Source organism: Selenomonas sp. F0473, from assembly GCF_000315545.1.
Classification (GTDB): Bacteria; Bacillota; Negativicutes; order Selenomonadales; family Selenomonadaceae; genus Centipeda.
On sequence record NZ_JH992902.1, the window covers coordinates 597,987 to 621,892 of the forward strand.

Annotated in this window: 20 protein-coding genes; all 20 read right to left on the reverse strand. The window is 58.6% G+C overall.

All coding sequences use genetic code 11. From position 1 onward, the window contains the following. Positions 1-130 precede the first annotated feature (130 nt). A complete protein-coding gene (locus tag HMPREF9161_RS02825) occupies positions 131-1,315 on the reverse strand; it encodes a pyridoxal phosphate-dependent aminotransferase (protein WP_009728168.1) in 1,185 nt (394 codons plus the stop codon). Positions 1,316-1,500: 185 nt separating this feature from the next. Further along, entirely contained in the window at positions 1,501-2,886 is a 1,386-nt protein-coding gene (locus HMPREF9161_RS02830; protein ID WP_009728169.1) for an aminopeptidase, read from the reverse strand. A 43-nt stretch (positions 2,887-2,929) separates the two neighbouring features. Beyond that, the gene (dusB, locus tag HMPREF9161_RS02835; protein WP_009728170.1) at positions 2,930-3,901 is read right to left on the reverse strand and encodes a tRNA dihydrouridine synthase DusB; all 972 of its coding nucleotides are present in this window, start codon (positions 3,899-3,901) and stop codon (positions 2,930-2,932) included. Further along, positions 3,898-4,665 carry a type III pantothenate kinase gene (locus HMPREF9161_RS02840; RefSeq protein WP_009728171.1) on the reverse strand — a complete coding sequence of 256 codons (768 nt, stop codon included), beginning with the start codon at positions 4,663-4,665 and terminating at the stop codon, positions 3,898-3,900. The genes dusB and HMPREF9161_RS02840 overlap by 4 nt, the downstream gene beginning before the upstream one ends. Before the next feature lie 19 nt (positions 4,666-4,684). Beyond that, complete coding sequence (locus tag HMPREF9161_RS02845; RefSeq protein WP_009728172.1) at positions 4,685-5,656, reverse strand: biotin--[acetyl-CoA-carboxylase] ligase; 972 nt, start codon at positions 5,654-5,656, stop codon at positions 4,685-4,687. 80 nt (positions 5,657-5,736) lie between these two features. Next, on the reverse strand, positions 5,737-6,423 hold the full coding sequence (locus HMPREF9161_RS10175; protein WP_366928470.1) for a class I SAM-dependent methyltransferase: 687 nt from the start codon (positions 6,421-6,423) through the stop codon (positions 5,737-5,739). Positions 6,424-6,433: 10 nt separating this feature from the next. Continuing rightward, positions 6,434-7,108, reverse strand: a complete 675-nt coding sequence (locus HMPREF9161_RS10180) for a glycosyltransferase family 2 protein (protein ID WP_009728174.1) — start codon at positions 7,106-7,108, stop codon at positions 6,434-6,436. A 69-nt stretch (positions 7,109-7,177) separates the two neighbouring features. Continuing rightward, on the reverse strand, positions 7,178-10,327 hold the full coding sequence (locus tag HMPREF9161_RS10030; protein WP_009728175.1) for a glycosyltransferase family 2 protein: 3,150 nt from the start codon (positions 10,325-10,327) through the stop codon (positions 7,178-7,180). A gap of 176 nt (positions 10,328-10,503) precedes the next feature. Then, a complete protein-coding gene (gene ftsH, locus HMPREF9161_RS02860; protein WP_009728176.1) occupies positions 10,504-12,501 on the reverse strand; it encodes an ATP-dependent zinc metalloprotease FtsH in 1,998 nt (665 codons plus the stop codon). 17 nt (positions 12,502-12,518) lie between these two features. Next, positions 12,519-13,064, reverse strand: a complete 546-nt coding sequence (gene hpt / locus HMPREF9161_RS02865) for a hypoxanthine phosphoribosyltransferase (protein WP_009728177.1) — start codon at positions 13,062-13,064, stop codon at positions 12,519-12,521. Beyond that, positions 13,064-14,452, reverse strand: a complete 1,389-nt coding sequence (gene tilS, locus HMPREF9161_RS02870) for a tRNA lysidine(34) synthetase TilS (RefSeq protein ID WP_009728178.1) — start codon at positions 14,450-14,452, stop codon at positions 13,064-13,066. Before tilS ends, hpt begins: the two co-directional genes overlap by 1 nt. Before the next feature lie 169 nt (positions 14,453-14,621). Further along, positions 14,622-15,065: a S1 domain-containing RNA-binding protein gene (locus HMPREF9161_RS02875; RefSeq protein ID WP_009728179.1), complete on the reverse strand. Its 444-nt coding sequence runs from the start codon at positions 15,063-15,065 to the stop codon at positions 14,622-14,624. 96 nt (positions 15,066-15,161) lie between these two features. Further along, positions 15,162-15,419, reverse strand: coding sequence for a septum formation initiator family protein (locus HMPREF9161_RS02880; protein ID WP_009728180.1), 258 nt, complete (start codon positions 15,417-15,419; stop codon positions 15,162-15,164). Between the two features lie 19 nt (positions 15,420-15,438). Further along, complete coding sequence (locus tag HMPREF9161_RS02885) at positions 15,439-16,596, reverse strand: glycosyltransferase (protein ID WP_009728181.1); 1,158 nt, start codon at positions 16,594-16,596, stop codon at positions 15,439-15,441. A 70-nt stretch (positions 16,597-16,666) separates the two neighbouring features. After that, positions 16,667-17,443 carry an SDR family NAD(P)-dependent oxidoreductase gene (locus HMPREF9161_RS02890; protein ID WP_009728182.1) on the reverse strand — a complete coding sequence of 259 codons (777 nt, stop codon included), beginning with the start codon at positions 17,441-17,443 and terminating at the stop codon, positions 16,667-16,669. A 71-nt stretch (positions 17,444-17,514) separates the two neighbouring features. After that, positions 17,515-17,787, reverse strand: a complete 273-nt coding sequence (locus HMPREF9161_RS02895; RefSeq protein WP_009728183.1) for an HU family DNA-binding protein — start codon at positions 17,785-17,787, stop codon at positions 17,515-17,517. Positions 17,788-17,942: 155 nt separating this feature from the next. Beyond that, positions 17,943-18,626: an SAM-dependent methyltransferase gene (locus HMPREF9161_RS02900; RefSeq protein ID WP_009728184.1), complete on the reverse strand. Its 684-nt coding sequence runs from the start codon at positions 18,624-18,626 to the stop codon at positions 17,943-17,945. 3 nt (positions 18,627-18,629) lie between these two features. Then, positions 18,630-21,914 carry a transcription-repair coupling factor gene (gene mfd / locus HMPREF9161_RS02905; RefSeq protein ID WP_009728185.1) on the reverse strand — a complete coding sequence of 1,095 codons (3,285 nt, stop codon included), beginning with the start codon at positions 21,912-21,914 and terminating at the stop codon, positions 18,630-18,632. Continuing rightward, entirely contained in the window at positions 21,911-23,518 is a 1,608-nt protein-coding gene (locus tag HMPREF9161_RS02910; protein WP_009728186.1) for a CTP synthase, read from the reverse strand. Before HMPREF9161_RS02910 ends, mfd begins: the two co-directional genes overlap by 4 nt. 23 nt (positions 23,519-23,541) lie before the next feature. Next, on the reverse strand, positions 23,542-23,883 hold the full coding sequence (gene rpoE / locus HMPREF9161_RS02915; protein ID WP_009728187.1) for a DNA-directed RNA polymerase subunit delta: 342 nt from the start codon (positions 23,881-23,883) through the stop codon (positions 23,542-23,544). Positions 23,884-23,906: the final 23 nt, after the last annotated feature.

The following is a 23,906-nucleotide window of genomic DNA, read 5'->3' on the forward strand; positions in this document are numbered from 1 at the left end:
ATACGTTTAGTATGGATATCGACGATATTAGGATACGGTATCAAAATCAGATTTAAGTATAGTCCCGTGGAGACTGATTGTCAATACAGGTTTTAATGAAGGACTTATATATGAAGTTCATTCATGTATTTTATCGATACGATTCTGCTAGTTTTTGGAAACGCGGCAGCGCGCGGCGAATGAGTTCCGTACCCACACAATACGCCGCGCGGAAGTAGCCCGGGCATCCGAAGTCCGTCCCCGGCACAAGCAGGAGGTCATAGCCCTTAGCGCGTTCACAGAAGGCATAATCATCCGGCTCCAGCGCCTTTGGAAAGAGGTAGAACGCCCCCTGCGGCCGCATGCAGTCGAACCCCGCCGCCGTCAGCCCCTCATAGAGCAGACGCGCGTTCGTCCGATACGTCGAGAGGTCGGCCGTCAGCCCCGCACAGCGCGCCGCGACAAGCTGCCAAAGCGACGGCGCGTTGACGTGGGTCAGTACGCGCGCCGCGCCCGCGACTGCCCCATAGACGCGGTCAAAATCCGCGACCGCATCGGGCACCGCAATGTAACCGATGCGCTCTCCGGGTAGAGAGAGCGACTTGCTGTACGAATAACAGACGATCGTATTGTCGTAGAAATTTGGAATGCACGGTACAGTCAGCTCACCGTAAACGAGCTCGCGGTAGGGCTCGTCCGCGATGATGAAGATCGGATGTCCATACGCCTCTTCCTTTGCGCGCAGAAGATGCGCGAGGCGCGTAATCGTCTGTGCACTGTAGACCGCGCCGCTCGGATTATTCGGCGAATTGACAATCACCGCCTTGGTCTGCGGCGTGAGCGCATGCTCGAATGCGTCAACGTCAATCTGAAAATCGTCGGTCTTCGCCGGAACGGCGACAAAGCGTCCGCCAACCGCCTCCACGAACACGCGGTACTCCGGGAAGAACGGCGCAAATGCGACGAACTCATCCCCCGCCTCGCAAAGCGCCTTGAGCGTAATCGTCACGGAGGCCGCCGCGCCCGCAGTCATGAAGAGATTTTTCCCCGTGACGCGCATATCGAAACGCTTGGACATATCCGCCGCGATCGTCTCGCGCACCTCCGGTTTCCCCGGCGCAATCGTATAGCCGTGTACCTCCGGCGGGGCGCTGTGCATCAGAATATCGACCGCCGCATCACGAATAAACTCCGGCGCGGGCACATTCGGATTGCCGAGGCTGAAATCGAAAACATTCTCTGCGCCGACCTCAGCCGCACGCCGCCGTCCATATTCAAAAATCGCCCGAATCGTAGACTTCTTTGTCCCAAGCCGGTACATCTCCTCCGAAACCATAGCAATACTCCTTCCGCCAAGCGCAATATAAAACCGTGCATTATTCTAGCACAATGCACGGTTATTTTCTATAATTGTTATTGATACGGCGTCCTGCGGCAGACAGCTCTTTCATGGAAACGTTGAAAGTCTACGCCGACCGCAGTGAAGGGCGACATGACGCAGCGATGCACCAAAATCCTGCGTCACCCTTTTAAGAACACATCGTATCCTTTCTTCATTTCATAGATATCCGCCTTGCTCGTCACTTCCCACGGCGCATGCATACTCATGACCGCAACGCCATTGTCGATGACGTTCATGCCGTAGTTCGCCATGATGTAGGCAATCGTGCCGCCGCCCCCGAGGTCGACGCGCCCGAGTTCGGCGAGCTGATAGCTGACGCCCGCGTCGTCCATCATGCGGCGCAGTTCGCCGAGATACTCCGCGCTCGCGTCGCTCGAACCGGATTTGCCGCGCGCGCCCGTGAACTTGTTGAACACCATGCCGCGGCCGAGGTAGGCGACGTTTTTCTTCTCAAACGCATCGGCATAGAGTCCGTCGTATGCGCTCGACACATCTGAAGAGAGCATCTTTGAACGCGCAAGCGTGCGGCGTATGGCGAGATCGCCGTACTGCCCGCACGCCGACAAAACTTCGGCAACCATATTCTCAAAGAACCGCGACTGCATCCCCGTCGCGCCGACGCTGCCGATCTCCTCCTTATCCACGAGGAGCGTACACGCCGTGCGGCGCGGCTGCGCCGTCTCAAGCATGGCACAGAGCGCGGTATAGGAGCAGACGCGGTCGTCCTGCCCGTAGCCGAGCACGAGGCTGCGGTCGAAGCCGAGCTCGCGCGCACGCCCCGCGGGGACAAGCGTCAGCTCCGCCGACCGGAAGTCCTCCGCAGCGATGCCGTAATGTTTCCCCAGCAGATCGAGAATGCCGTCCTTTACGGACTCCTTGTCGTCCTTTTTGAGCGGTACGCTGCCGATGAGGATGTCAAGTTTCTCCCCCTCGATGACCTTTGCCGCCTTCTTTTCAAGCTGCTCCTGCGAGAGGTGGATGAGGAGATCGGTCACGCAGAAAACGGGGTCGCCGTCCTTTTCTCCCAGCACAATCTCAACGACCGTGCCGTCCTTTTTCACAACGACGCCATGCAGCGCCAGGGGAATCGTCACCCACTGGTACTTCTTGATGCCGCCGTAATAATGTGTGTCGAAATACGCGAGCCCACCGTCCTCATAGAGCGGGTTCTGTTTGACGTCGAGGCGGCAGGTGTCGATGTGCGCGCCGAGGATGTTCATGCCTTCTTCAAGCGGCGCTGTGCCGATATGAAAGAGAACAATCGCCTTTTTCATATTGACGGCGTACACCTTGTCTCCCGCCTTCAGCTTCTCTCCGCGGGCAATAACGTCCGCGAGATCGCGGTAGCCGCATTTCTTCGCACGACGCACCGCCTCTGCGACGCTCTCGCGCTCCGTCTTACAATCCGAGAGGAAATCAATGTACCCTTGCGCGAGGCTGTCCACCGCCGCACGGTCCTCGTCCGTATACTTCAGCCACACGGACTGTTCTTTGGTATCGTTCATGACAGAACCTTTCTATTGTGCCGGAACGCTATATGAAGCGCTCCTACATATATCCCGCGTCCTGCAGGATTTGAACAAATTCGTCCCGCGTGCCCGCGCGGTTGAACCGCTCGCGCAGCTCCGCGCTGCCCGGCAGGCCGCGCGTGTACCATGCGGCGTGTTTGCGCATCTCGCGGATGCCGATATAATCCCCCTTGTGGGAAATGAGGAGATCGAGATGCCGCAGGAGAACGGCCGCACGCTGCGCCGGCGTCGGCAGCGGAAGTTCCTCTCCCGTGCGGAGCCAGTGAATGAGCTGCGGAAATACCCACGGGTTCCCCTGCGCGCCGCGCCCAATCATGACGCCGTCCGCGCCCGTAATCTCAAGCGCACGTTTGAGGTCTGCGGGGCGGCGGATGTCGCCGCTCACAATGACGGGAATCCGCACGGCGCGCTTGACCTCGGCAATGGCGGCATAGTCCACATTGCCGCTGTAGAATTGTTCCCGTGTCCGTCCGTGCACGGCGACGGCATCGACGCCCGCCGCCTCCGCAATGCGCGCCATCTCGGAGGCATTGCGCGAAGCGTCGTCCCAGCCGAGCCGCATTTTCACAGTGAAGGGCAGCTTGGTCGCGCGGCGAATCGCCGTTAATATCTCCGCCGCTTTCTTCGGCTCTCGCATGAGTGCCGAGCCCTCGCTGTTTTTAACGACCTTCGGCGCGGGGCAGCCCATATTGAAGTCGAGAATGTCCGCCGTGCCAAGTTCCTCGATATACGCAGCCGCCTCGGCGGCCATCGCCGGCGACTTCGCGAAGATCTGCATCGCAAGCGGACGTTCCGCGGGTTCGGAGCGCAGCATGCGGAGTGTATGCTCGTTGCGGTAATGGATGCCCTGACTGCTCACCATCTCCGCGAAGGCAAGCGGGCATCCCATAGAGCGCGCAATGATGCGGTACGCCGTGTCCGTGACGCCTGCCATCGGCGCGAGAAACACGGGATCAGGAAAGATAAAACTGCCGAGTTTCAGCGGGTTCACGACTGATTTCTCTCATAGAGCACGCGCAGCCCCGTGAGTGTGAGGAAGTGGTCCACCTTGTCGATGGTCTTGGATTCCTTTGCGACCATGCGGGCGAACCCGCCCGTCGCGACGACCTTCATCTCCTGCCCTGTCTCTTCCTTGATGCGCCGCACAATCTCGTCAATCTGTCCGACGTAGCCGTAGATGATGCCCGCCTGCATGCCCTGTATCGTACTGCGGCAGACGACGGTCTTCGGCGTCACAAGTTCGATGCGAGGGAGCTGTGCCGCACGCTGGAAGAGCGCCTCCGCACTGAGTCCCAGCCCCGGCGCAATCACGCCGCCCATAAAGTCCCCATTCTCCGCAACGACGTCGAACGTCGTCGCCGTTCCGATATCGATGACGATGAGCGGCCCGCCGTATTGCTCGTGCGCCCCCACCACGTTTACGATGCGGTCGGCGCCGATGGCGCGCGGGTTCTCATAGTTCAGGCGAATACCGGTGCGGATGCCGGGACCGACGATCAGCGGGCGGATGTGGAAATAGCGCGCGCACATCTTGCGCAGCGGCACAATGAGCGGCGGCACAACCGACGAGATGATGATCGCCTCAATGTCCTCCATACGGATATTTTGATAGTGAAAGAGTTCGTTGATGAGTATGCCGTACTCGTCGACCGTCTTCTGCCGATCGGTTGAAATGCGCCAGTGCCGCAGCAGTTTTCTGCCGTCGTAAGCGCCCATCACAATGTTGCTGTTGCCGATATCCAGTACCAGTAGCAAGCTCTTCTCCTCCGTACGATTACTTCTTCGGGCGGATGGAGACATCCCCCGCCAACACACGCTTTCTCCCCGACGGCGTATCGATGAGGAGCGCCCCCTCCTCGTCGATATCCGCCGCCACACCGTCAAAATGATCGCCCGCCGTGCCGATCACGCGCACGGGTCTGCCGAGCGTCACCGCATATGTCCGCCATGCCGCGAGCACAGGGGCAAAGCCCTCCCGCTGCACCTCGGCATAGAGCGCGTCTATTGCGCGCAGCAGTTCCTGCAGGAACGCCACGCGCGGGAGCGGTTCCCCCTTCATCTGCATGAGGGACGTTGCGATATCGCGCAGCTCCTCGGGGAAGTCCTCCGCGGCAATGTTCACATTGATGCCGATACCGATGACAACGTAGTTCACGCGGTCCATCTCGGCGCTCATCTCCGTGAGGATGCCGACCAGCTTTTTCCCGTCGTGGAGGATATCGTTCGGCCATTTAATCTCGGCGCGCAGGCTAAACTTCTCCATCGCACGCGCCACCGCGACCGCCGCCATCAGCGTACACTTCGGCGCCTCCTGCGGGAGAAAGGACGGGCGGAGCAAAATACTCACCCAGATGCCCTTGCCGGGCGGCGAGAAGAACCGGCGCTCGAGACGCCCGCGCCCCGTTCCCTGACTCTCCGCGACGACAACGGTTCCATCCTCCGCCCCCGCATGGGCAAGGTCCTTGGCGATGAGATTGGTCGAATCCACGGCGCCGTGACAGACGATATGCCGTCCAACGAGGACCGTGTCGAGGCCCTTCGTAATTTCCGCCTCGATCAGCCGATCCGGCGCCGACCGCAGCGCATAGCCGCTGCGCGGCGCGCTTGCAATCTCATACCCTTGCTCTCTGAGCGCCGCAATCTTCTTCCATACCGCGGCCCGCGTCACACCGAGGCGCGCCGCCATCTTCTCGCCCGATATATAGCCTCCCGCCTCGCGCAGGAGTTCCAGCACATCGCTCCGCATACCATGCCTCCCAAACAAAAGCCGTTATCCGCCCCATTATACAGCAGATAACGACTTCATGCCACAAAAATTATGCGGCGCTATTTTCGCCCTGCGCGAACAAGCCATTGTAAGGTATCTAAATCCTCCCTGCGCACCGTGATGGAGCGAAGCGAAAGCAGTTCATTTCGAAGTTCAGCGATCGGCGCCGGCACCTCAAATTGACGCGGCCGCATGTCTTCAATCTCAAATCCCGCTTTTTGAAACATAACGACAATTTCTCTCTGTGTAAAAAACCTGAAATGTGTCCGATCTAAAAGACCGGCATCCTGATATTCCCACAGTCCGCGCAGCAGATTATACAGGTTGGAGATATGCGCAACGTTCGGAATGCTCGCAACGACACATCCGCCGGGCGCCAGCAGATGCCGCATATTGGCAAGCGCCTTCCACGGATCCAGCAGATGCTCGATCACATCGCCCATCACGATGTAATCAAAGCGCTCCGGTATTTCATCTGCCTCCACATGCTCCACGTCCATCGCAATCACTTTGGCATAAGTCTGCGCAATCGCAGCGGCCTTTTCATTTAATTCCACGCCGTAGAGTTTTGCCGTAGGGTTTTGCGCGCCGATTTCTATGAGTGTTGCTCCGCAGGCACAGCCGACTTCTAGGATACGAATTCCCGGCACCGATAGATCCATCATGGGAAAAAGGTCAGACCTTGCGCAGAAAGAATAACTGAGACTCAGCCCCCATTTTTTCTGAAACAACGCGCCTTCCGCCAAGATTTCCTTATTATATATCTCGGGCTCGTGCGCATGAACGCTCTCTTGATGATGCACATATACGGACGGCAGGATTGCCAGCCGATACCCCCGCCCGTGTCATACGCAGCGTGTAGTCGATCGCCGTAACGCAGGGCGTCCGATAGTCCTCATCGGGAAGCCCTGCCGCCATAACCACATCCCGACGCGTCATCAAGCAGAACAGTTCCAAATAGAGCGTCGGATGCGGAGCATGCCCGGCCGCCCGCATCTGCTCCGCCGCTGCGGCAAAATTCTCCCATCCCGAATAACTCGGCTGCGGGCAGAAGCGCCGATGTTCATGCATCCTCATAGCGACCGCGCTCACGGCGCCGATCTCGGGGCGCGTGATAAGTACATCCAGCATATCTTCCACCGTATGCGGCGCAAGCATCACGTCCGCATGGAGAAAGAGCATAACATCGCCCTCCGCCGCTTGCAGGCCCACGCTCAACGCATGTGCCATTCCTCGGTGTTCCGTTGCCCGCAGCAGCCGCATATCATCCGTGGCATGCGCATCGAACAGGGCCTCCTCCCCGTCCGGCGCCCCGTCATCCACAACAATGACCTCATAAGGAATGCGCACGGTCCGGCGAATCGATGCCAAGCACTGTTGCAAGGTCAGATTCATCCGATAAACGGGAATAATGATGCTTAATTTTGGCAAGATATTTCCTCCCAATCTTTGCTGTAAGCCGCTGCTATGCGTCGGATAACACCTCCGCCGTGTCGTTTTCTACGATATCTGCAGAATGACAAGATCCCCGCACAAGAGCCTGTTGAGCACACGCCGCTGCATCTCGGTGCATCCCGTCAGCAGCGCTGCCAATTCCTCGAATTTCTCCACGCCGGAAAAAAGATGTCCGCAGACAACATACTGTAGATTAATCTCCGCCGCGCCGAGTTCCTTTTGGAGCATGCTGACGGTATCGTCGATAAAAAATGCGCGGTATCCGTCCGCTGTGGGGACAATGTCATAGACAAGAGGAGGTATATTGTTTGGCATCCTAGACAAGATATTCTCAAAGCTGCTGTAATTGATGATACCGCATCGGATAAATCCCCTAGGGCGCAGCATACGCCGACACACTTGGAAGAATGGAACGATCCGGCGTACCAGAAGATCGTTCAGCGGCGCTCCCATGACGATGATATCGTATTTTTCTTCGACATATGCTTCCATATCGTCAAGCTGCGGCATAACATAAACATGATCCGCCATATATTTGCTGTCCGAAAGATACCGCTCATCCGCAACGACAGCGTCAACGGTCACGTTCTTCTGCGCTCGGTGAAAGAAATTGCGTATAGCTAAAAGCCCTTCGCCGAACATCGGTTCAATCACAAGTGCACGCACCTGTTCATCCGGATATGTCTGCGCGGCAAGCGCCTCCGGAAGACGCGGCATATGAGCGCGAGACTGCCACGGGTCGACCTTCCATTTTTCACGAAAAACGGGACGCATCTTAACGAGACTTGCAAAATTGGCCGATTGGCTGCGCACATCCTTGAGCGTTACCCCGCCGAAATGGTGTACGAACGCATCCTTCGCAAGAATCTGTTTGAATCCCGTACGGCGCAGGATTGTAGAAAAATCGTCGTCTTCAAAATCGCACATGGTATAAGAATAGTCCGCCCGAATCTCAGGCACATCGAAGAGGTTCGGTACGACGCTGACAAAGGGCATCAGCACGGCGCGCTCTTCCCACAGGAGCGGGTTCGACCGGTTATTGCGCGCGGCAAAGGCCTCCATCTTCCCCATATCCTCGAAGGTATTCTCGTAATCGACGGGAACCCCCTGCCCGTTTGAAATACAGTTCTCGTTACAGGTCGGAACAACCCAAAAGACATCGTCCAGCGTCTCATGCACTTTGAGCAGGTTCTCCAACCAGTGCGGCGTTGCCACGGCATCGTTGGAAAAATAGACGACGTACGCGCCCTCGACGATATGACGGGCAATTCCCCAACCGAGGTGATTGTAAACATTATATTTAAGATTGATCTTTTTCTCATGCGGAAGGCTGTTAAAATATTCTTCCGTCCCATCCGTCGAACCGTCGTTGATGGTAATCAGCTCGATGTCGCCACTCGAAAAGTCCGTATGGCGAAAGAGACTCTCGATGGCGCAGCGCGAGAACTCAACCTTGTTATATGCGGGCACAATGATAGAGACGCGGTATTTGAAATCCGTCCGGCGCGGACGCTGCCGCGCCGTCTCAAAGACCTCAAGAACATGCGCAACATCAGCCGCGCGCGCCGCGGGGTCGCGCAGCACATTGTACTCCATATGGAGCTGATAGCAAAGATCCAAAAAAAGCGGCCGCACTTCAAACGCAAAAAGATTCCGGGCCGCCTCGGGCGTCTCAGCCGCAAGCGCCTTCTGCGCAGAGTATGCCGTATTGAGCGCATAGCGGCGGCACTTTTCGATGAGAACGCCCTCCTCCTGCGCGAGATTCCCCCCGAGCCTCTCCATCGCTTCCGCTAGATTTTTCAAGACATCTCGCGGTTCCTCTGTGAGTGTACCGCCCTCCTGCAGCACCGTGTTAAGGTAATCCACGGCGTCCCCCACCGCATCCAGGATTCCATCCAAACGCCCCATTTCTGCTGTCTCCTCTCCGAGTTCATGCTGTAACTTAATATCTTTCTCAATGGAAGATGACTGCAAGTCGGAATGTGCGAGATAGTATCGCTCGTCTTCCGGCAGACGGTCGTAGTCATAGTACCACGGCAAATGCCGCACCATGCGCGTTCCTGTCGTTCTCGCCGCAACATATCCGTAATGGCGCTGATTCGGATAGAGTGCAAACGTCGTATCGAGAAATGCGAAATATACATTTTCCTCCAAAGGGAATCGGTAAAATTGAGTTTCCCATGTCCTTTTCTGCGCCGCATCAAAATAGGTAATATCATCCGTTCGAAGTCCAAGCCCCGCTTTTTCCAAAAAAGGGTAACGACGCAGGATATCCAGCAGGTCTCCTACGATATGATACGGGCAGTCCTCCGCAGGCAGGACGTCGGGATCCGTATAGACAAACGGCGTATTGACGGATAACCTATTCAGCACACCGGAGGACCACAGCGCCATATAGCCGAGATTCTCCCCCAAATAGAGGACATTTACCTCTTCCCGACAGTCAATCTCCTCATAGTAGCGGAGCAGCGGCGGATAGGTCGAGGCATTATCAAGAATATAGATGCGGCGATATCCCGCCCGCAGCAGCCAGTCCACCAACTGCTGTAGGCAGTGCAGGCGGTCGCGTGCATTGATGAAAATCGGTATGTCCCATATGCTGCCGTCATATGCGCGCGCATCGGCATAGGGTTCCATATGGAGGGCTTCCATATTCTCTGTGCCAAACTTCCGCACGATCGTCTGCCGGAGGCGTTCCACACCCTTGGCCTCCTCACGTCGACGCATAACGACCATCCGATTTTCCTGTGCTTCGCGCAGCATCGGGTGAATGCGCAGCGCCTCATCAAACGCAATTTGCGCAGCGAGGAGATCACCGATCAAAAAATACATTATCCCTTCAAAAAAGGGGATTTGTTCATTCGCATCCGAACGTCTACGATCGCAAAGCGAGAAGATATGCCGTGCAAGTTTCCAATCCTTTTGCGCGATCACATACGGCAGCATCAACGGATAATAGTGCACGCACCGCGCTAGATTCGCTGTGTCGCAGAGGCTGTCCCATAACAGAAAATACTCCACGGATCTGCCGTGCGCACCGTCGCGTCCGGCAAGGAACGCCGCAATCAAAAGCGCATCCACATCCGGAGCAAGGCGGTTTCTCGTTTCTTCTGCCGTATTCTCCGACGAAAGGCGCGTCCAGATTTCCTCCCGATGCGCTAGGAGAAATTTCGCCATCTCATCGATGCGGTTCATCCGAACGACACCTCCCCTGCTGCACACGCCCCTGTTTCCCTCAAAGCACATTCTCTATGCCAAATATTGAAAACTTACGACAATCTCCCCATACTCATCGTAAAATTCGGCAGCCTGCTAAAGAAAAGGCGCCGCTGCACTATGATGTTCATTCATGCAGCAACACCTTGTCTGCGTTACTTATTCCACTGGGTCAGATTGAATTTTGGCTCCGCCGTCGGTAGGGGAACGGGCCGCCCCTCTGCCGCGCGTTCCGATTCCTCGCTCGTCTGCGTATTGTCGTCGATCACGACGTCCACGGGGATGAGGAACGACGCGTCGTCGTCATCATCTTCATCCGCATTGTCGTTCTTATCGGCAATACGCCCCTGCTTCATCAGTTCCTCAAGTTCCGCCGCATTCAGCGTCTCTCGCTCGAGCAGGGCCTCCGCGATCAGATCGAGTTTGTCGCGGTGTTCCACAATGATCTTCCGACATGCCTGATACGCTTCGTCAATATAGCGGCGCACCTCCCGGTCAATCTGTCCCGCGATGTCCTCGGAATAATTGCGGTCACGGTTGAAATCGCGGCCGAGGAACACTTGATGATTCTCCTCACCGTAAGCGATGGGACCGATGGTGTCGCTCATGCCGTACTGCATAATCATGCTGCGGATGATCTGCGTCGCTGTCTGGATATCGCTCGAAGCGCCCGTGCTGATTTCACCGAGCACGACTTCCTCCGCAACGCGGCCGCCGAGCGCAACCTTGATGCGGTCGAGCAGCTCGGATCGTGTTTTATAAGAGCGGTCTTCCTTCGGCAGGGAGAGCATATAACCGCCCGCGCGTCCGCGCGGAATGATCGTGACCTTATGCACGGGATCGGCATGCTCGAGCATCATGCCGACGAGCGTATGCCCGCCCTCGTGATAGGCCGTGAGGCGCTTCTCCTCATCGTTCATGACATGGGATTTGCGCTCGGGACCCGCCATGACGCGCTCGATGGCCTCCTCGGTCTCCGCCATATGGATCTGTTTTTTGTTGCGGCGCGCGGCAAGCAGCGCCGCCTCGTTGACCAGATTGCTGAGATCCGCCCCCGTAAAGCCCGGCGTGCGGCGCGCCAGCACGTCCAGATCCACATCGTCGGCGACGGGTTTCCCTTTCGTATGCACCTTCAGAATTGCCTCACGGCCGCGCACATCGGGCTTATCCACGACGATCTGCCGGTCGAAGCGGCCGGGGCGCAGGAGCGCGGGATCAAGGACGTCCGGGCGGTTCGTCGCCGCAATGATGATGATCCCCTCGTTGGACGCAAAGCCGTCCATCTCCACAAGCAGCTGATTGAGTGTCTGCTCGCGTTCATCATGACCGCCGCCGAGTCCCGTGCCGCGCTGACGCCCGACCGCATCAATCTCGTCAATAAAGACGATGCATGGGGCGGACTTCTTCGCCTGTTCGAAGAGATCGCGCACACGCGAGGCGCCGACGCCGACGAACATCTCGACGAAGTCGGATCCGCTGATCGTGAAGAACTGCACGCCCGCCTCGCCTGCAACCGCCTTTGCGAGAAGGGTCTTGCCCGTGCCCGGAGGGCCGAAGAGCAGAACCCCCTTGGGGATACGCGCGCCGAGTTCGTTGAATTTATCGGGCGTCTTGAGGAACTCGACAACTTCCTCGAGTTCCTGTTTTGCCTCATCTGCGCCCGCAACGTCGGCGAACGTCACCTTTTTCTTGTCGCTGATCATCAGGCGCACGCGCGACTTGCCGAAGTTCATCATGCGTCCACCGCCCATCTGCGACTGCTGCATGATAAAGAACCAAAAACCGATCAGCAGCGCAATGGGGATGAGCGAACTGAGTACCGCCTGCCACCATGGCGGCTCGGGCGGGTTCTCCGCGGAGATATTGACTCCCTTATCCGAGAGCCGCTGATAAAGGTCCCGGTCGCTGTTCGGCGCATCCGGAGCAATGGTCGTAAAGGCCGTCCCATCCTTCAGCGTGCCGCGGATGTTGTTCTGAACGATGACGACCTTATCCACGTCGCCCGCATTCACCTTTGCCGTGAAATCGCTGTATCCAACCGCGGTGCTCGGCTGCTGCGCGCGGTGGTCGCCCCACAAATAGTCGCCCATCGTGTACACGACAAAAAACACCAGCGCATAGAACGCAAGATTGCGTAAAACTGATTGATTCAACTGCTGTCTCCTCCGCTTTATTCGTAAACGGAGTGCTTCAGCACTCCGATATAGGGCAGATTTCGATATTTCTCCGCATAATCGAGACCGTATCCGACGAGGAACTCATCGGGCACCTCGTAGCCGAGATAATCGATCTCGACGGGCGCAACGCGGCGCGAGGGCTTCGAGAGGAACGCGCAAAGCTTAATACTTTTCGGACAGCGCCCCTCGAGCATTTGACGCAGATAGCGCATCGTCGTTCCGGAGTCGATGATATCCTCCACGATGATCACATGCTTATTCTCAATCGAAAAATCAAGATCTTTTAAAATCTTAACCTGCCCGCTTGACACCGCGGCATCCCCATAACTCGAAACGATCATGAAGTCAAAGGAAATGGGGTGCTCTATAGCGCGGACAAGATCCGTAAAGAACACTGCCGCCCCCTTCAAGATGCCCACACAGTAAACCGTCTCCTCGGTATCGCGGTAATCCGCGGCAATTTGTGCGCCAAGCTCCCGCACACGGGTGCGAATCTGTTCTTCGGAAAAGGAAATACGCTCTATATCATCGCTCATCATCAGGCTGTCGTCTCCTTCACACATTCGATCATCACAATATCTCTCGTACGCTCCGTCACGGAAACCGCCGCGCTTTTCCGGCCGCCGGGCATCCAGAGGATCTCGCTGCCGCCCGGCCGGGCAAGCAGGGGCATCGTGTCTCTTTGCTCGCGCGGTATGTGATCGTCGATTAATATCTTTTTGAGTTTTTTGCGTCCGATAGGGAGCCGCATATAATCTCCCGCGCGCCGTGTCCGCAAAACCGACGGAGAAATCTGCGCGGCATCTAGAAAGATCGCAGTATCGCCGCATAAGCGCATATATTCGTCCATATCTGCGCGGGATATGTGCCGCATGCGAATTGCGGCACCTTGAAAGTCTATTATAGCATATTCGCGTTCTATGGGAAGCAAAATTTCCGTATCTTCGCGTATATCGGTCTTCCTCTGTTCGGTTCGTAGGACGAGATATCCATAGCGGCAGCGTGCGGTATAACCGCGCGGCATATCGCGCCGCGCGGCACCCTTCGCCGTGATCAGAGCGCGCATGGACTCCTCATGAAGATACGAGAGGTCCTGCAGCGTCCCCGTCTCGCGCCGCCAATAGAGGCGCAGAACACGACGCTGCAGCGCAGGATGCAGCGTCTGCAGCGCGGCCTGTGAAAGTCCCTCCGCACTGTCCGCCTGTGCCAAAGCATCGGCGGCAAGCCCCGAGAGAAAATCATCCTCCTCTTGGGCCAGTGCGCTGAGACGCGTGAGCGCCGCCCCGATCGATGGGTTGTAATCGGCACGCAGGGCAGGCAGGAGGACATGGCGGATACGGTTGCGCGTCGCATCCAGCAGTTCGTTGCTCTCATCGTGCCGCGGTGTCAGTCCCCGCTCTGCGGCGTAGGATACGATATCTGCACGTGTCGCGGCAAGCAGCGGGCGCAGGAGCACGCCGTCCCGCTCCGACATCGCGCGGAGCCCCGACGGCCCCGTCCCCCGCAGAATACGCATGAGAACCGTCTCGGCAAGATCGTCCGCATGATGTGCCGTCGCAATGCAGTCGCACCCGTGCGTGCCGCGCGCCCGATGCAGGAATTCATAGCGGCAGAGGCGTGCCGCCGTCTCCGTCGAGCACCTCTGCTTTCGCGCATAAGCCGGCACATCCACCGCGGCACATGTAAAAGGGATCCGCCGCGCCGCGCAGTACTCTTCTACAAAACGCGCATCCGCACGGGATTCCGCACCCCGGATGCCGTGCTCGACGTGGGCGCAGACAATGCGCGGCCCGCCCGCTCGACGCAGACATATGAGCACATCGAGCAGCACGAGCGAATCTATACCGCCCGAACAGGCGGTGAGAATCGCGCGATTCGGAGAAAAGAGTCCGTGCGTACGAAGCACATTTTCGACTTTTTTTCGCACAGGCCGCCTCCAACAAAGAAAGGGCACTCCACACAGAGTGCCCTTCGCCCATTTTCACGTCAATCGCCCAAAATATCGTGGGCTTCCAATAGATGCTTGCACCTCCGCCGTTCCTACCGAACGAACAAAGCGACGCGAAAGAGAATCCGCTCTCGGCACTTCCCTGTGATCAGCTGCGGCGGGAACCGCGTCCGCCCCGCTTGGAGTCGGTCTTTCGGCGAAGATCCGTCAGCCGCTCGTCGCTGTCCTTGAGGAACCGTGAGAGTTTATCCTCAAAGGAAGGAGATCCCATCTGCCGCGACGCCGCGGTGCGGCGCATATCGCGCGGGGGACGCGGCGGACGCAGAGGGGCGGTCGCCGGTGCGGGCGTCTGCACCTTATCCTGAAGTGCCTTGATAGAAAGACCGATCTTGCCGCGATCGTCCACGGCGAGCACCTTCACCTTGACCGTATCGCGCTCCTTGAGGAAATCATGGACGTCGTTCACATAGACATCGGCAACTTCCGAAATGTGAATGAGCCCCGTTTTTCCTTCCGGGAGTTCGACGAAAGCGCCGAAATTCGTAATGCCGGTGACGACGCCTTCCACCACACTGCCAACTTCAATGGCCAAAACACTTCTTCCCTTCAATACAAAACCGGCGGGGTCGCCCCCAGTGATTGATTACCCGCTCATTATACTCAACGAATACGCGCCGTGTCAAGAAAATCAGTTGCCGGAACCGCGCTTCCCCGGGGCATAGGGAAGTTCGCCCGCCCCGGTCATGCCGAGTTCCTCGCGCGCAAGTTTTTCAATATAGGGAAGCTCGCCGAGATGCTGTTTCTCCGCCTGCAGCCAGTCATTCTCCGCCTGTGCCTCCGCAAGGCGTTCCGTCGCCATGCGCTGATCCCGGTAGACGTGGGAGAGATAGAGCCCTTGGGATATGAGCATGGACCCGAAGTAGCCGAGTATGACCAGCAACGCCATAACAAACCACCGCGGTCTCCTAGACGGTCTTCTTCTCCGTGACATCCGTGTTACCTCTCTTCCTCGTGAGTATCCGCATGAGTATCTCGGCAACTTCTTCCGCCGCACCTTCGCGCGCACAGGCGCGTGCCGCCCGAGACATCGCGGGAAGGCGATGCGCCAAAATCTCCGTAACGGCCGGCGCCAGCTTTTCACCCGGATGGAGCCAAACGGCGGCCCCCCGCCGCGTCGCATAAACGGCGTTCTCCGTCTCGGGTCCCGGGATCGGATCGTGCAGGAGGAGCGGCAATCCCGCCGCAAAGGCCTCGCTGATCGTCAGTGCGCCCGGTTTCGTGATGAGGAGATCCGCCGCACGCATGAGCAGACATATCTCGCTCGTATAATCCCAAACGCGGATCACATGCCGCGCATGCGCCGCAGCGCGGCGCGCATAAGCTGCGAGCGCCGTATTGTGCCCCGCAACGACGAGAACGGCGAGGCGCTCTTCGACGCTCTCGAGTTCCTCAAGCGTCCGCTCGATATCGCCGAGCCCAAGTCCTCCGCCCATCAGTAGGATCGCGTGCAGTTCCGACGGGATTTCGGCGCGTTCCTTGGCCGCCGCGCGATCCGTACGGCGCTCTGCCGGGGCGATGGGGATCCCCGTCACATGGACGGCGGCCGGCTCAAAGCCGAGCGCCGTCATCCGCTCCGCCATCGCCTCCGTCGCGACGAAGTAATGATCCACCCCGCGCGAGAGCCAGATCTGGTGCAGCGCATAATCCGTAAGCAAAGCGGCAAGCAGAAACGATCCACCGTGCCGTGCCCGCCACAGCGCCGCCGCCCCTTCCGGAAAGGGATGCGTCGCGACGACGAGATCCGGCTCATATGCGCGCATCAGCCGCCCCGCCGTCCGCACCATCACCCGCGCAAACGCAGATCGTACGATCCCTCCGCTCGACGCGCGCCCCGCAACGCGGAAGAACACATCGTACAGGTTGGGAACGAAGCGCAGCATCATGAGATAGATACGCTTCATGAGATAGTGAATTGGGGAAACGTCCCGCGCCATAAAGTCGACGACCGAAACGCGTACCGTATCTCCCGCGCGCGCCGCGAGTGCCGCATGAATCGCCTCGGCGGCGCGCGTGTGGCCGGAGCCGATGGAGGCGGTCAAAATGAGAATATGGGCGCGCTCCATGATCGCCTCCTCAGTCGAATACGTTTATTGTATCACAATTTATTGCGACGGACAAAACTTTTTTCACGCCTCATGCCGTTAATCCGCCGTCTACGGTATAGACGCTGCCCGTCACCCATGCCGCCGCCGACGACGCGAGGAATGCGATAACGGCCGCGGCCTCCTCGGGCATCCCGATACGCCCCATCGGATAAAGCCGCGCCATCGTGCGAAGCTGGTCCTCGCGCGGCAGATGCGGGTCCAGTTGGCGCTCCGTAAGCGGGGTCATCACATCTGCGGGCGCAACGGCATTCACACGCACCCCGTCCCGCGCCGTCTCGAGGGCAAGGGACCGTGTGAACGCGATCACCGCGCCTTTCGTCGCGGCATACGCCGCACAGAAATAATTTCCGCGCAGCCCCGCATCGGACGCGACGTTCACAATATTTCCCTGGTTTTTCCGCAGATGCGGCAGCGCCTCCCGGGTCAGCCGGGCGACGCCCTTCTCGTTGACGTCGATCAGCTCGTCGAGCGCCTCGTCGGAGAGGGACTCCAATGCCCCGTCGGCATAAATCCCCGCCGCGTTGACGAGGATATCGAGCGCTCCGAAGGCATGAACCGTCTCTTCCACCGCGGCGCGGCAGTCCGCAGACCGGCACACATCTCCGGCGGAATAAAGGGCGCGCGCATCGCCTGCAAGCCGTTTCCATGCGTCTGTCCCGCGGTCGGGATTGCGGCCCATCAGGGCGACGCGCGCGCCGCCCGCGAGAAAGATTTCGGCGACGGCGTATCCGATGCCCGAGGTTCCGCCCGAGATCAGCGCGCTCTTTCCCGCGAACGCGCGGGAGGAGAAAATACTTTCTTTCATGCTCCCTCACCTCATAGACGAAAAAAACCGGATTCCCCCATAGGGGGAACCCGGTCTCACGCCATATCGGCTCAGTTCACAGAATCCTTCAGAGCCTTGCCAGCCTTGAACACAGGCGTCTTCGAAGCCGGGATCTGAATCTCCTTACCCGTCCGCGGATTGCGGCCCTTGCGAGCCTGGCGCTTCTTTACCTCGAATGTTCCGAAACCGATGAGCTGAACCCTGTCGGCCTTGGAAAGCGCGCCCTTGATGGTCTCAAAAATGGCGTTGACTGCCTTTTCGGCGTCCTTCTTCGTGAGATTTGCCTGCTCTGCTACGTTTGCGACTAATTCCTGTTTGTTCAAAGTAGCATCCTCCTTTAAGATATTTTCTTTTCCCTGCGACCCTGACGGTCGCACCGTCATGAGAGAATTTAACAGAATTACCTAGAAAAATCAAGGGGGAAAAGTAAAAAAAGCTGTTTTTCTGCAAAAAAAGTTGTTTTTTTACCTAATTGTTCTCAAAAAGAAGGGGGATACGGGATAAAAAGTGTCGTTAAGTGATCGATGTCCTCCTGCCGATCGAGTTCAAAAAGAGCGATCCGAGCAATGCGTTCGTCAGGCAGACCGAGGTGATGAAGATAAAACACCGCGCATGCATCCTCCAGATGTTCCATCAGCAGCAGTTTTAGCGTGGAGGCGATCTCACGCGAATATACCTGCGTCACGATCGTATCCTGCTGTAGTCCTTCCGCAATGAAATCCTCATCCGCGGCATCCACAATCGATAGACCGTCGACGGGATCTATGCCAAGCGCGCCGAAGAGCGGCTCCAAAAAGCTCATGGCAGGCAGAATCTCGATAGGAATCCCCTCCTCCGCCGCACGTACGCGCAGCATCTGCACCGTGCGCTCGGCGACAAAGGGGCTGCCCGGCACGAGATAGAGAACGTCCTCCTCCCGGACACGCGCAATGAGATCCTCTGCGATCCGTTCATAGAGCGTGTCAAAATCCTCCGCCTCTTCGTAAAAATCATCATAACTCTCATATGATATGTGCGCCGCATCAAGTGCCGCAACGGTCGGATGAATCCGCGTGCGCAGGCGGATGTGCCGCGTCTCTCCGATTTTCTCCCATGTCTGCCGCGTAATGAATCCCTCCGCGCCGGGACCAAGCCCCGCCACAGTTAATTTATGCCGTATCATATTTCACTCCTCGGATATCATCCGGACGATCTCGAGTGCCGTATCCAATATATGCCTGCGTTCCTTCGGCAGAAGGCGAATGCGGTAGCCCGCGCCTTCGGGCAGCGGGCCGATGCGCCGTCCATAGCTCCGATCAAGACGCATCAGTGCGGGCAGGGGAAGTTTCTCCCCCTCGGGCAGACCGACGTCAAAGGCCTCTCCCTGCACGGTAATGCTGCGCGCCCCAAAGCCGCGCGCAATGTTTTTGATGCGCGCAATATCGAGGAGCGCCAGCACTGGGGGCGTCGGCTCCCCGAACCGATCGATCAGCTCGTCGAGCAGCGCGTCGAGATCCTCGTCGTCACGCACCGCCGCGATCTTTTGATAGATCTCGATTTTATGCATTGCATCCTCGATATAACTGCCGTCGAGATATGCCTCTACGGGCAGATCGATCACCGTCTCGACCTCCGGCGTATCGGGTGCTTCGCCGCGCCGTTTTGCCACCGCCTCTTCGAGCAGTTTCACATACATCTCCAAACCGACGCCGGCGATATGGCCGTGCTGCTGCGCGCCGAGAAGGCTCCCCGCGCCGCGGATCTCGAGATCCCGCATCGCGATCTTAAAGCCCGACCCGAGCTGCGCGAACTCCTTCATCGCCTGCAGACGTTTCTCCGCCGTCTCGCTCAGCATCTTATCACGGCGATAGGTGAAATAGGCGAACGCCATCTTCGACGAACGCCCCACGCGTCCGCGCATCTGATAAAGCTGCGAAAGACCAAAGCGATCCGCATCGTAGATGATGATCGTGTTCGCGTTTGCAACGTCGATGCCGTTCTCAACGATACTCGTGGCAAGCAGGATATCATAACGCCCCTCGTAGAAATCCATCATAACCTGCTCCAGGATGTCCTCGTTCATCTGCCCGTGCGCGGTGGCAATCCGGGCTTTCGGCACGAGACGCAGGAGATGCTCGCGCATCCGGTCGATGCTCTCCACGCGGTTATAGATAAAATACGCCTGCCCGCCGCGCGAGAGTTCGCGCTCGATCGCACCGCGCATCATCGCGTCGCTGCTCTCCACGACGTAGGACTGCACGGGCAGACGATCGGCCGGCGCCGTCTCGATGATGCTCATGTCCCGCGCGCCCGCAAGGGACATGTGGAGCGTACGCGGGATCGGCGTCGCCGAAAGTGTCAGCACATCTACCCCTGCCGCGAACTCCTTGATCCGCTCCTTCTGGGTCACGCCGAAACGCTGCTCCTCATCGACAATGAGGAGCCCGAGATTGCGAAAACGGACGCGTCCACGGTTCAGGATCGCATGCGTCCCGATGAGGATGTCCACACGCCCCCGCTCCACCTCGCGCAGCGTCTCCGCCTGTTCCCGCGGCGTACGGAAGCGGCAGACTACATCCACCTTCGGCGCAAATTCCGCAAAACGCGCGGCAAAGGTCTGATAATGCTGCTGCGCAAGGACCGTCGTCGGCACGAGCACGGCGACTTGAAAGCCGTCCATCGCCGCTTTAAACGCCGCGCGGACGGCAACCTCCGTTTTCCCGAAGCCCACGTCGCCGCAGAGCAGGCGATCCATCGGCCGCTCGCTCTCCATATCCCGTTTGATTTCCGCGACGGCACGCAGCTGATCCTCCGTTTCCTCGTAGGGAAACGCTTCTTCAAATTCACGCTGCATCGCGTCGTCCGGAGTAAAGGCATGTCCTGCGGCGAGCGCGCGCTTCGCGTAGATGTCGAGCAGCCGATCCGCGATATCCTCGACGGATTTCTGTGCTCTGGCGCGCGCCCGCGCCCAATCCGCCGTCCCCATGCGGTGCAGGCGCGGCGCGGCCCCCTCCGCACCGATATATTTTTGGAGGAGGCCGACCTGATCCGTCGGCACGAAAAGTTTATCGTCGCCCCCATACTGTATATGCAGATAGTCGCGATGTACGCCCGCAACCTCGAGCGTCTCCACGCCGAGATATTTCCCGATCCCGTGCGAAACGTGCACAACGTAATCGCCGGGGGCAATCTCACGGAAATGTCGGATGCGCTCTCCCGCCGCCGCATTTCGCCGCAGTTTGGCCTTATGCCGCCCGAAGATGTCCTGTTCCGTCAGCACAACCGCGTTGGCAGCCGTCAGCTCAAAGCCCGCGCGCAGCGCTCCGCTCGTAACGGCAATCTTTCCCGGCGCCGCATCCGTCTCTCGCCGCAGGAGGGCCGCGGGGAGCTTCCACCCCGCAAGCATATCGCGCACGACGCTCGCCCGATCGCCGCTGCCGGCGCATATGAGAACGCGCGCCTGCTGCGCGGCATAGCGGCGCAGTTCACTCTCGAGAATCGAAAACTGCCGCCGGAACGCCGTCATGGGAACCATTTCGAACCCGATGAGCGCATCCGGTTCTGTGCTGGGAATCCTGCGGCTCATCAGACTCGCAAAGATCTCATGTCCCGCACTGCCGGCGGCAACGAGTTCCTCCCATGGGAACATGCGGGCAGCGCGTACGGCATCCTCCTGTACGGCGTCACGGAGCGCAGAAAAAAGGCGCGCGGGTTCGTCGAATACGGTGATGCCCGCCGCGCCGAGATAACTCAAAAAGCACGCCTCCCCCTCATCGTCCGCTGCACACAGCGGCATGACGGAAGCCGTGCCGATATTTTTGATGGAACGCTTTGTCATCGCATCGTACTCGCGCATCGAGTCGATCTCCGCATCGAAGAACTCGATACGGATCGGAGAGAGCGCATTGACGGGGAAGATATCGACGATACCGCCGCGCAGGCTGAACTGTCCGACGTGCTCGACCTCCGGCGCATGCTCGTAGCCGAGACGCAGCATGCGCGCCAGAAGCTCTTCCCGCGGAAGCATATCCCCGAGCCGCAGAGAGAGCGCGGCGCGCGAAAACTCCGCCGCGCTCATCCCCTTCTGCGCCGCCGCGCCGATATCCGCAAGCACGATGATCGGTTCGTTCCGCAGGAGACGCGCGAGGATGTTCATACGCTGCGCGGAGCGCTCTAGGCTCTTGGCGGCGCCGGGTACGGCGGAGAAGGCATGATCCAGCTCGGGCAGCTCATAGACATCCGCCTCCGGCAGCAGCGCCGTAAGATCCTCCTGCCAGGCACGCACTGCGTCCCGCCCCGCCGCAATGACGGCCAAGGGGCGCGGCGCCGCATCATAGGCGGCGGCAACAGCCGCATGTTTTAACGATCCCGCAAAGCCGTGCGCAAGCACCTGTCGGGGCGATGCCGAAAGCGTGTCCTCCAGCCGCCGCACAGCGGCGTCCGTTCGTAAAAGAGAAAAGAGCGCGTTCATTTCCCGACAGTGAGCGCCGCCCGGACAAAGCCCGCAAAGAGCGGATGCGGGTGGTTCGGCCGCGACTTCAGCTCCGGATGGAACTGTGAGGCGACAAACCACGGATGGTCCGCGATCTCAACCACCTCGACAAGCTGATCGTCGGGACTTGTCCCGGCAATCACCATCCCCGCCTCCGTCAGGCGCGCACGATAGGCATTGTTGAATTCAAAGCGGTGCCGGTGCCGCTCGCTGATCTCCGTCTCGCCGTATTCCGCATATGAACGCGAGCCCTCGGCAAGCACGCAGGGATAAGCGCCGAGGCGCATCGTCCCGCCCTTCGCCTCCACGCCCTGCTGCTCCTCCATGAGGGCAATCACGGGATGCGGCGTCTCCGGGATGAACTCCGTGCTGTGCGCTTCCGGCAGCCGGCAGACATTGCGCGCAAACTCGATCACGGCGCACTGCATCCCGAGGCAGAGCCCGAGGAACGGAATCTCATGCTCGCGGGCATGGCGTATGGCGCGGATCTTCCCTTCCACGCCGCGGTCGCCGAAGCCGCCCGGCACAAGGATCCCCTTACAGCCGACGAAGATCTCATCGAGATCCGCATCCGCACGCTCGAGTTCCTCCGCATTGATCCATGCGATCTTGACCTGGGCGTCGTTGTCGATACCGCCGTGGTGCAGCGCCTCCGTCACGGACATGTAGGCGTCCGGCAGCGCGACATATTTCCCGACGACGGCGATCTTCACCTTGTTGGTGGGATGATTGATCTTAAAGACCATCTGCGCCCACGCGTCCATATTGGAAGGGTCAAAATCCATCGCCATCTTCTCGAGCACGATACGGTCGAGCCCCTCCTGCTGCATCATCAGAGGGACTTCGTAGATCGTTGCTGCCGTACGGTTTTCGATGACGGCGTCCGCATCCACATCGCAGAAGAGCGCGATCTTCTCCTTCATATCGCGCGGAATGGGCTGCTCCGTACGGCAGACGAGGATATCCGGCTGAATGCCGATCGCGCGCAGTTCCTTAACGCTGTGCTGGGTCGGTTTCGTCTTGAGCTCCCCCGCCGCGCTGATATACGGCAGCAGCGTCACGTGGATATAGAGCGCGTCATTCTTTCCGACTTCCTTTTTCACCTGGCGAATTGCCTCGAGGAACGGCAGGCTCTCGATGTCGCCGACCGTACCGCCGATCTCGGTGATGACGACGTCCGCGTTGTCGGCCTTCGCCACATCGTAAACGCGCTGCTTGATCTCGTTCGTAATGTGGGGAATCACCTGCACCGTAGAGCCGAGATAATCCCCCCGACGCTCCTTATTGAGCACGTTGGAATAGACTTTTCCGGTCGTGATGTTCGACCGCTTCGTCAGATTGATGTCGATAAACCGTTCATAGTGTCCGAGGTCGAGATCCGTCTCCGCGCCGTCGTCCGTAACGAACACCTCGCCGTGCTGATACGGGCTCATCGTCCCCGGATCGATGTTGATGTAGGGATCAAATTTCTGGATCGTGACCTTCAGACCGCGATTCTTGAGCAGACGGCCGAGAGAGGCCGCCGTAATGCCCTTGCCGAGAGATGAAACAACGCCGCCTGTGACGAAAATATACTTTGCCATTCCGTTCCTCCGCTCTGCCTCTATCAGTTCTGAATGCTTTCGAGTTTCTTCTTCCGCGCGGTCTCCTTCGCGGCGCCGGCCTTTGCGGCGCCGGTCTTCGCGGCGCCCGTAGTGCGTGCCGAGGAACGCTTAACCTCGGGCGGCACCCATTCGGTCAGGCCCCATTTGCTCTCGCCCTCATAGTGGAACCGGCTGTCCATATTCATCATCGTATAGATCTCGGAAATTGCCATGGCAAGCGACTGTACGGGCTTATGCTTGGCTTCAATCACCTCTGTGATCAGCGTTTTATAATGCGTCGCCTCCTTCTTTTCCACGAGAATATGATAGGCGATGTCCGTCTCCGACATATGTTCAAAATCCATGAAAACGCTCCTTTCTGACGGTC

Excerpts from the sequence above, each read along its gene's own strand:
- HMPREF9161_RS02825 (WP_009728168.1), bottom strand. The coding sequence starts at position 1,315 with ATGGTTTCGGAGGAGATGTACCGGCTTGGGACAAAGAAGTCTACGATT.
- HMPREF9161_RS02830 (WP_009728169.1), bottom strand. The coding sequence starts at position 2,886 with ATGAACGATACCAAAGAACAGTCCGTGTGGCTGAAGTATACGGACGAG.
- HMPREF9161_RS02845 (WP_009728172.1), bottom strand. The coding sequence starts at position 5,656 with ATGCGGAGCGATGTGCTGGAACTCCTGCGCGAGGCGGGAGGCTATATA.
- HMPREF9161_RS10030 (WP_009728175.1), bottom strand. The coding sequence starts at position 10,327 with ATGAACCGCATCGATGAGATGGCGAAATTTCTCCTAGCGCATCGGGAG.
- hpt (WP_009728177.1), bottom strand. The coding sequence starts at position 13,064 with ATGATGAGCGATGATATAGAGCGTATTTCCTTTTCCGAAGAACAGATT.
- HMPREF9161_RS02880 (WP_009728180.1), bottom strand. The coding sequence starts at position 15,419 with ATGGCGTTGCTGGTCATACTCGGCTACTTCGGGTCCATGCTCATATCC.
- HMPREF9161_RS02885 (WP_009728181.1), bottom strand. The coding sequence starts at position 16,596 with ATGGAGCGCGCCCATATTCTCATTTTGACCGCCTCCATCGGCTCCGGC.
- HMPREF9161_RS02890 (WP_009728182.1), bottom strand. The coding sequence starts at position 17,443 with ATGAAAGAAAGTATTTTCTCCTCCCGCGCGTTCGCGGGAAAGAGCGCG.
- HMPREF9161_RS02900 (WP_009728184.1), bottom strand. The coding sequence starts at position 18,626 with ATGATACGGCATAAATTAACTGTGGCGGGGCTTGGTCCCGGCGCGGAG.
- mfd (WP_009728185.1), bottom strand. The coding sequence starts at position 21,914 with ATGAACGCGCTCTTTTCTCTTTTACGAACGGACGCCGCTGTGCGGCGG.
- HMPREF9161_RS02910 (WP_009728186.1), bottom strand. The coding sequence starts at position 23,518 with ATGGCAAAGTATATTTTCGTCACAGGCGGCGTTGTTTCATCTCTCGGC.
- rpoE (WP_009728187.1), bottom strand. The coding sequence starts at position 23,883 with ATGGATTTTGAACATATGTCGGAGACGGACATCGCCTATCATATTCTC.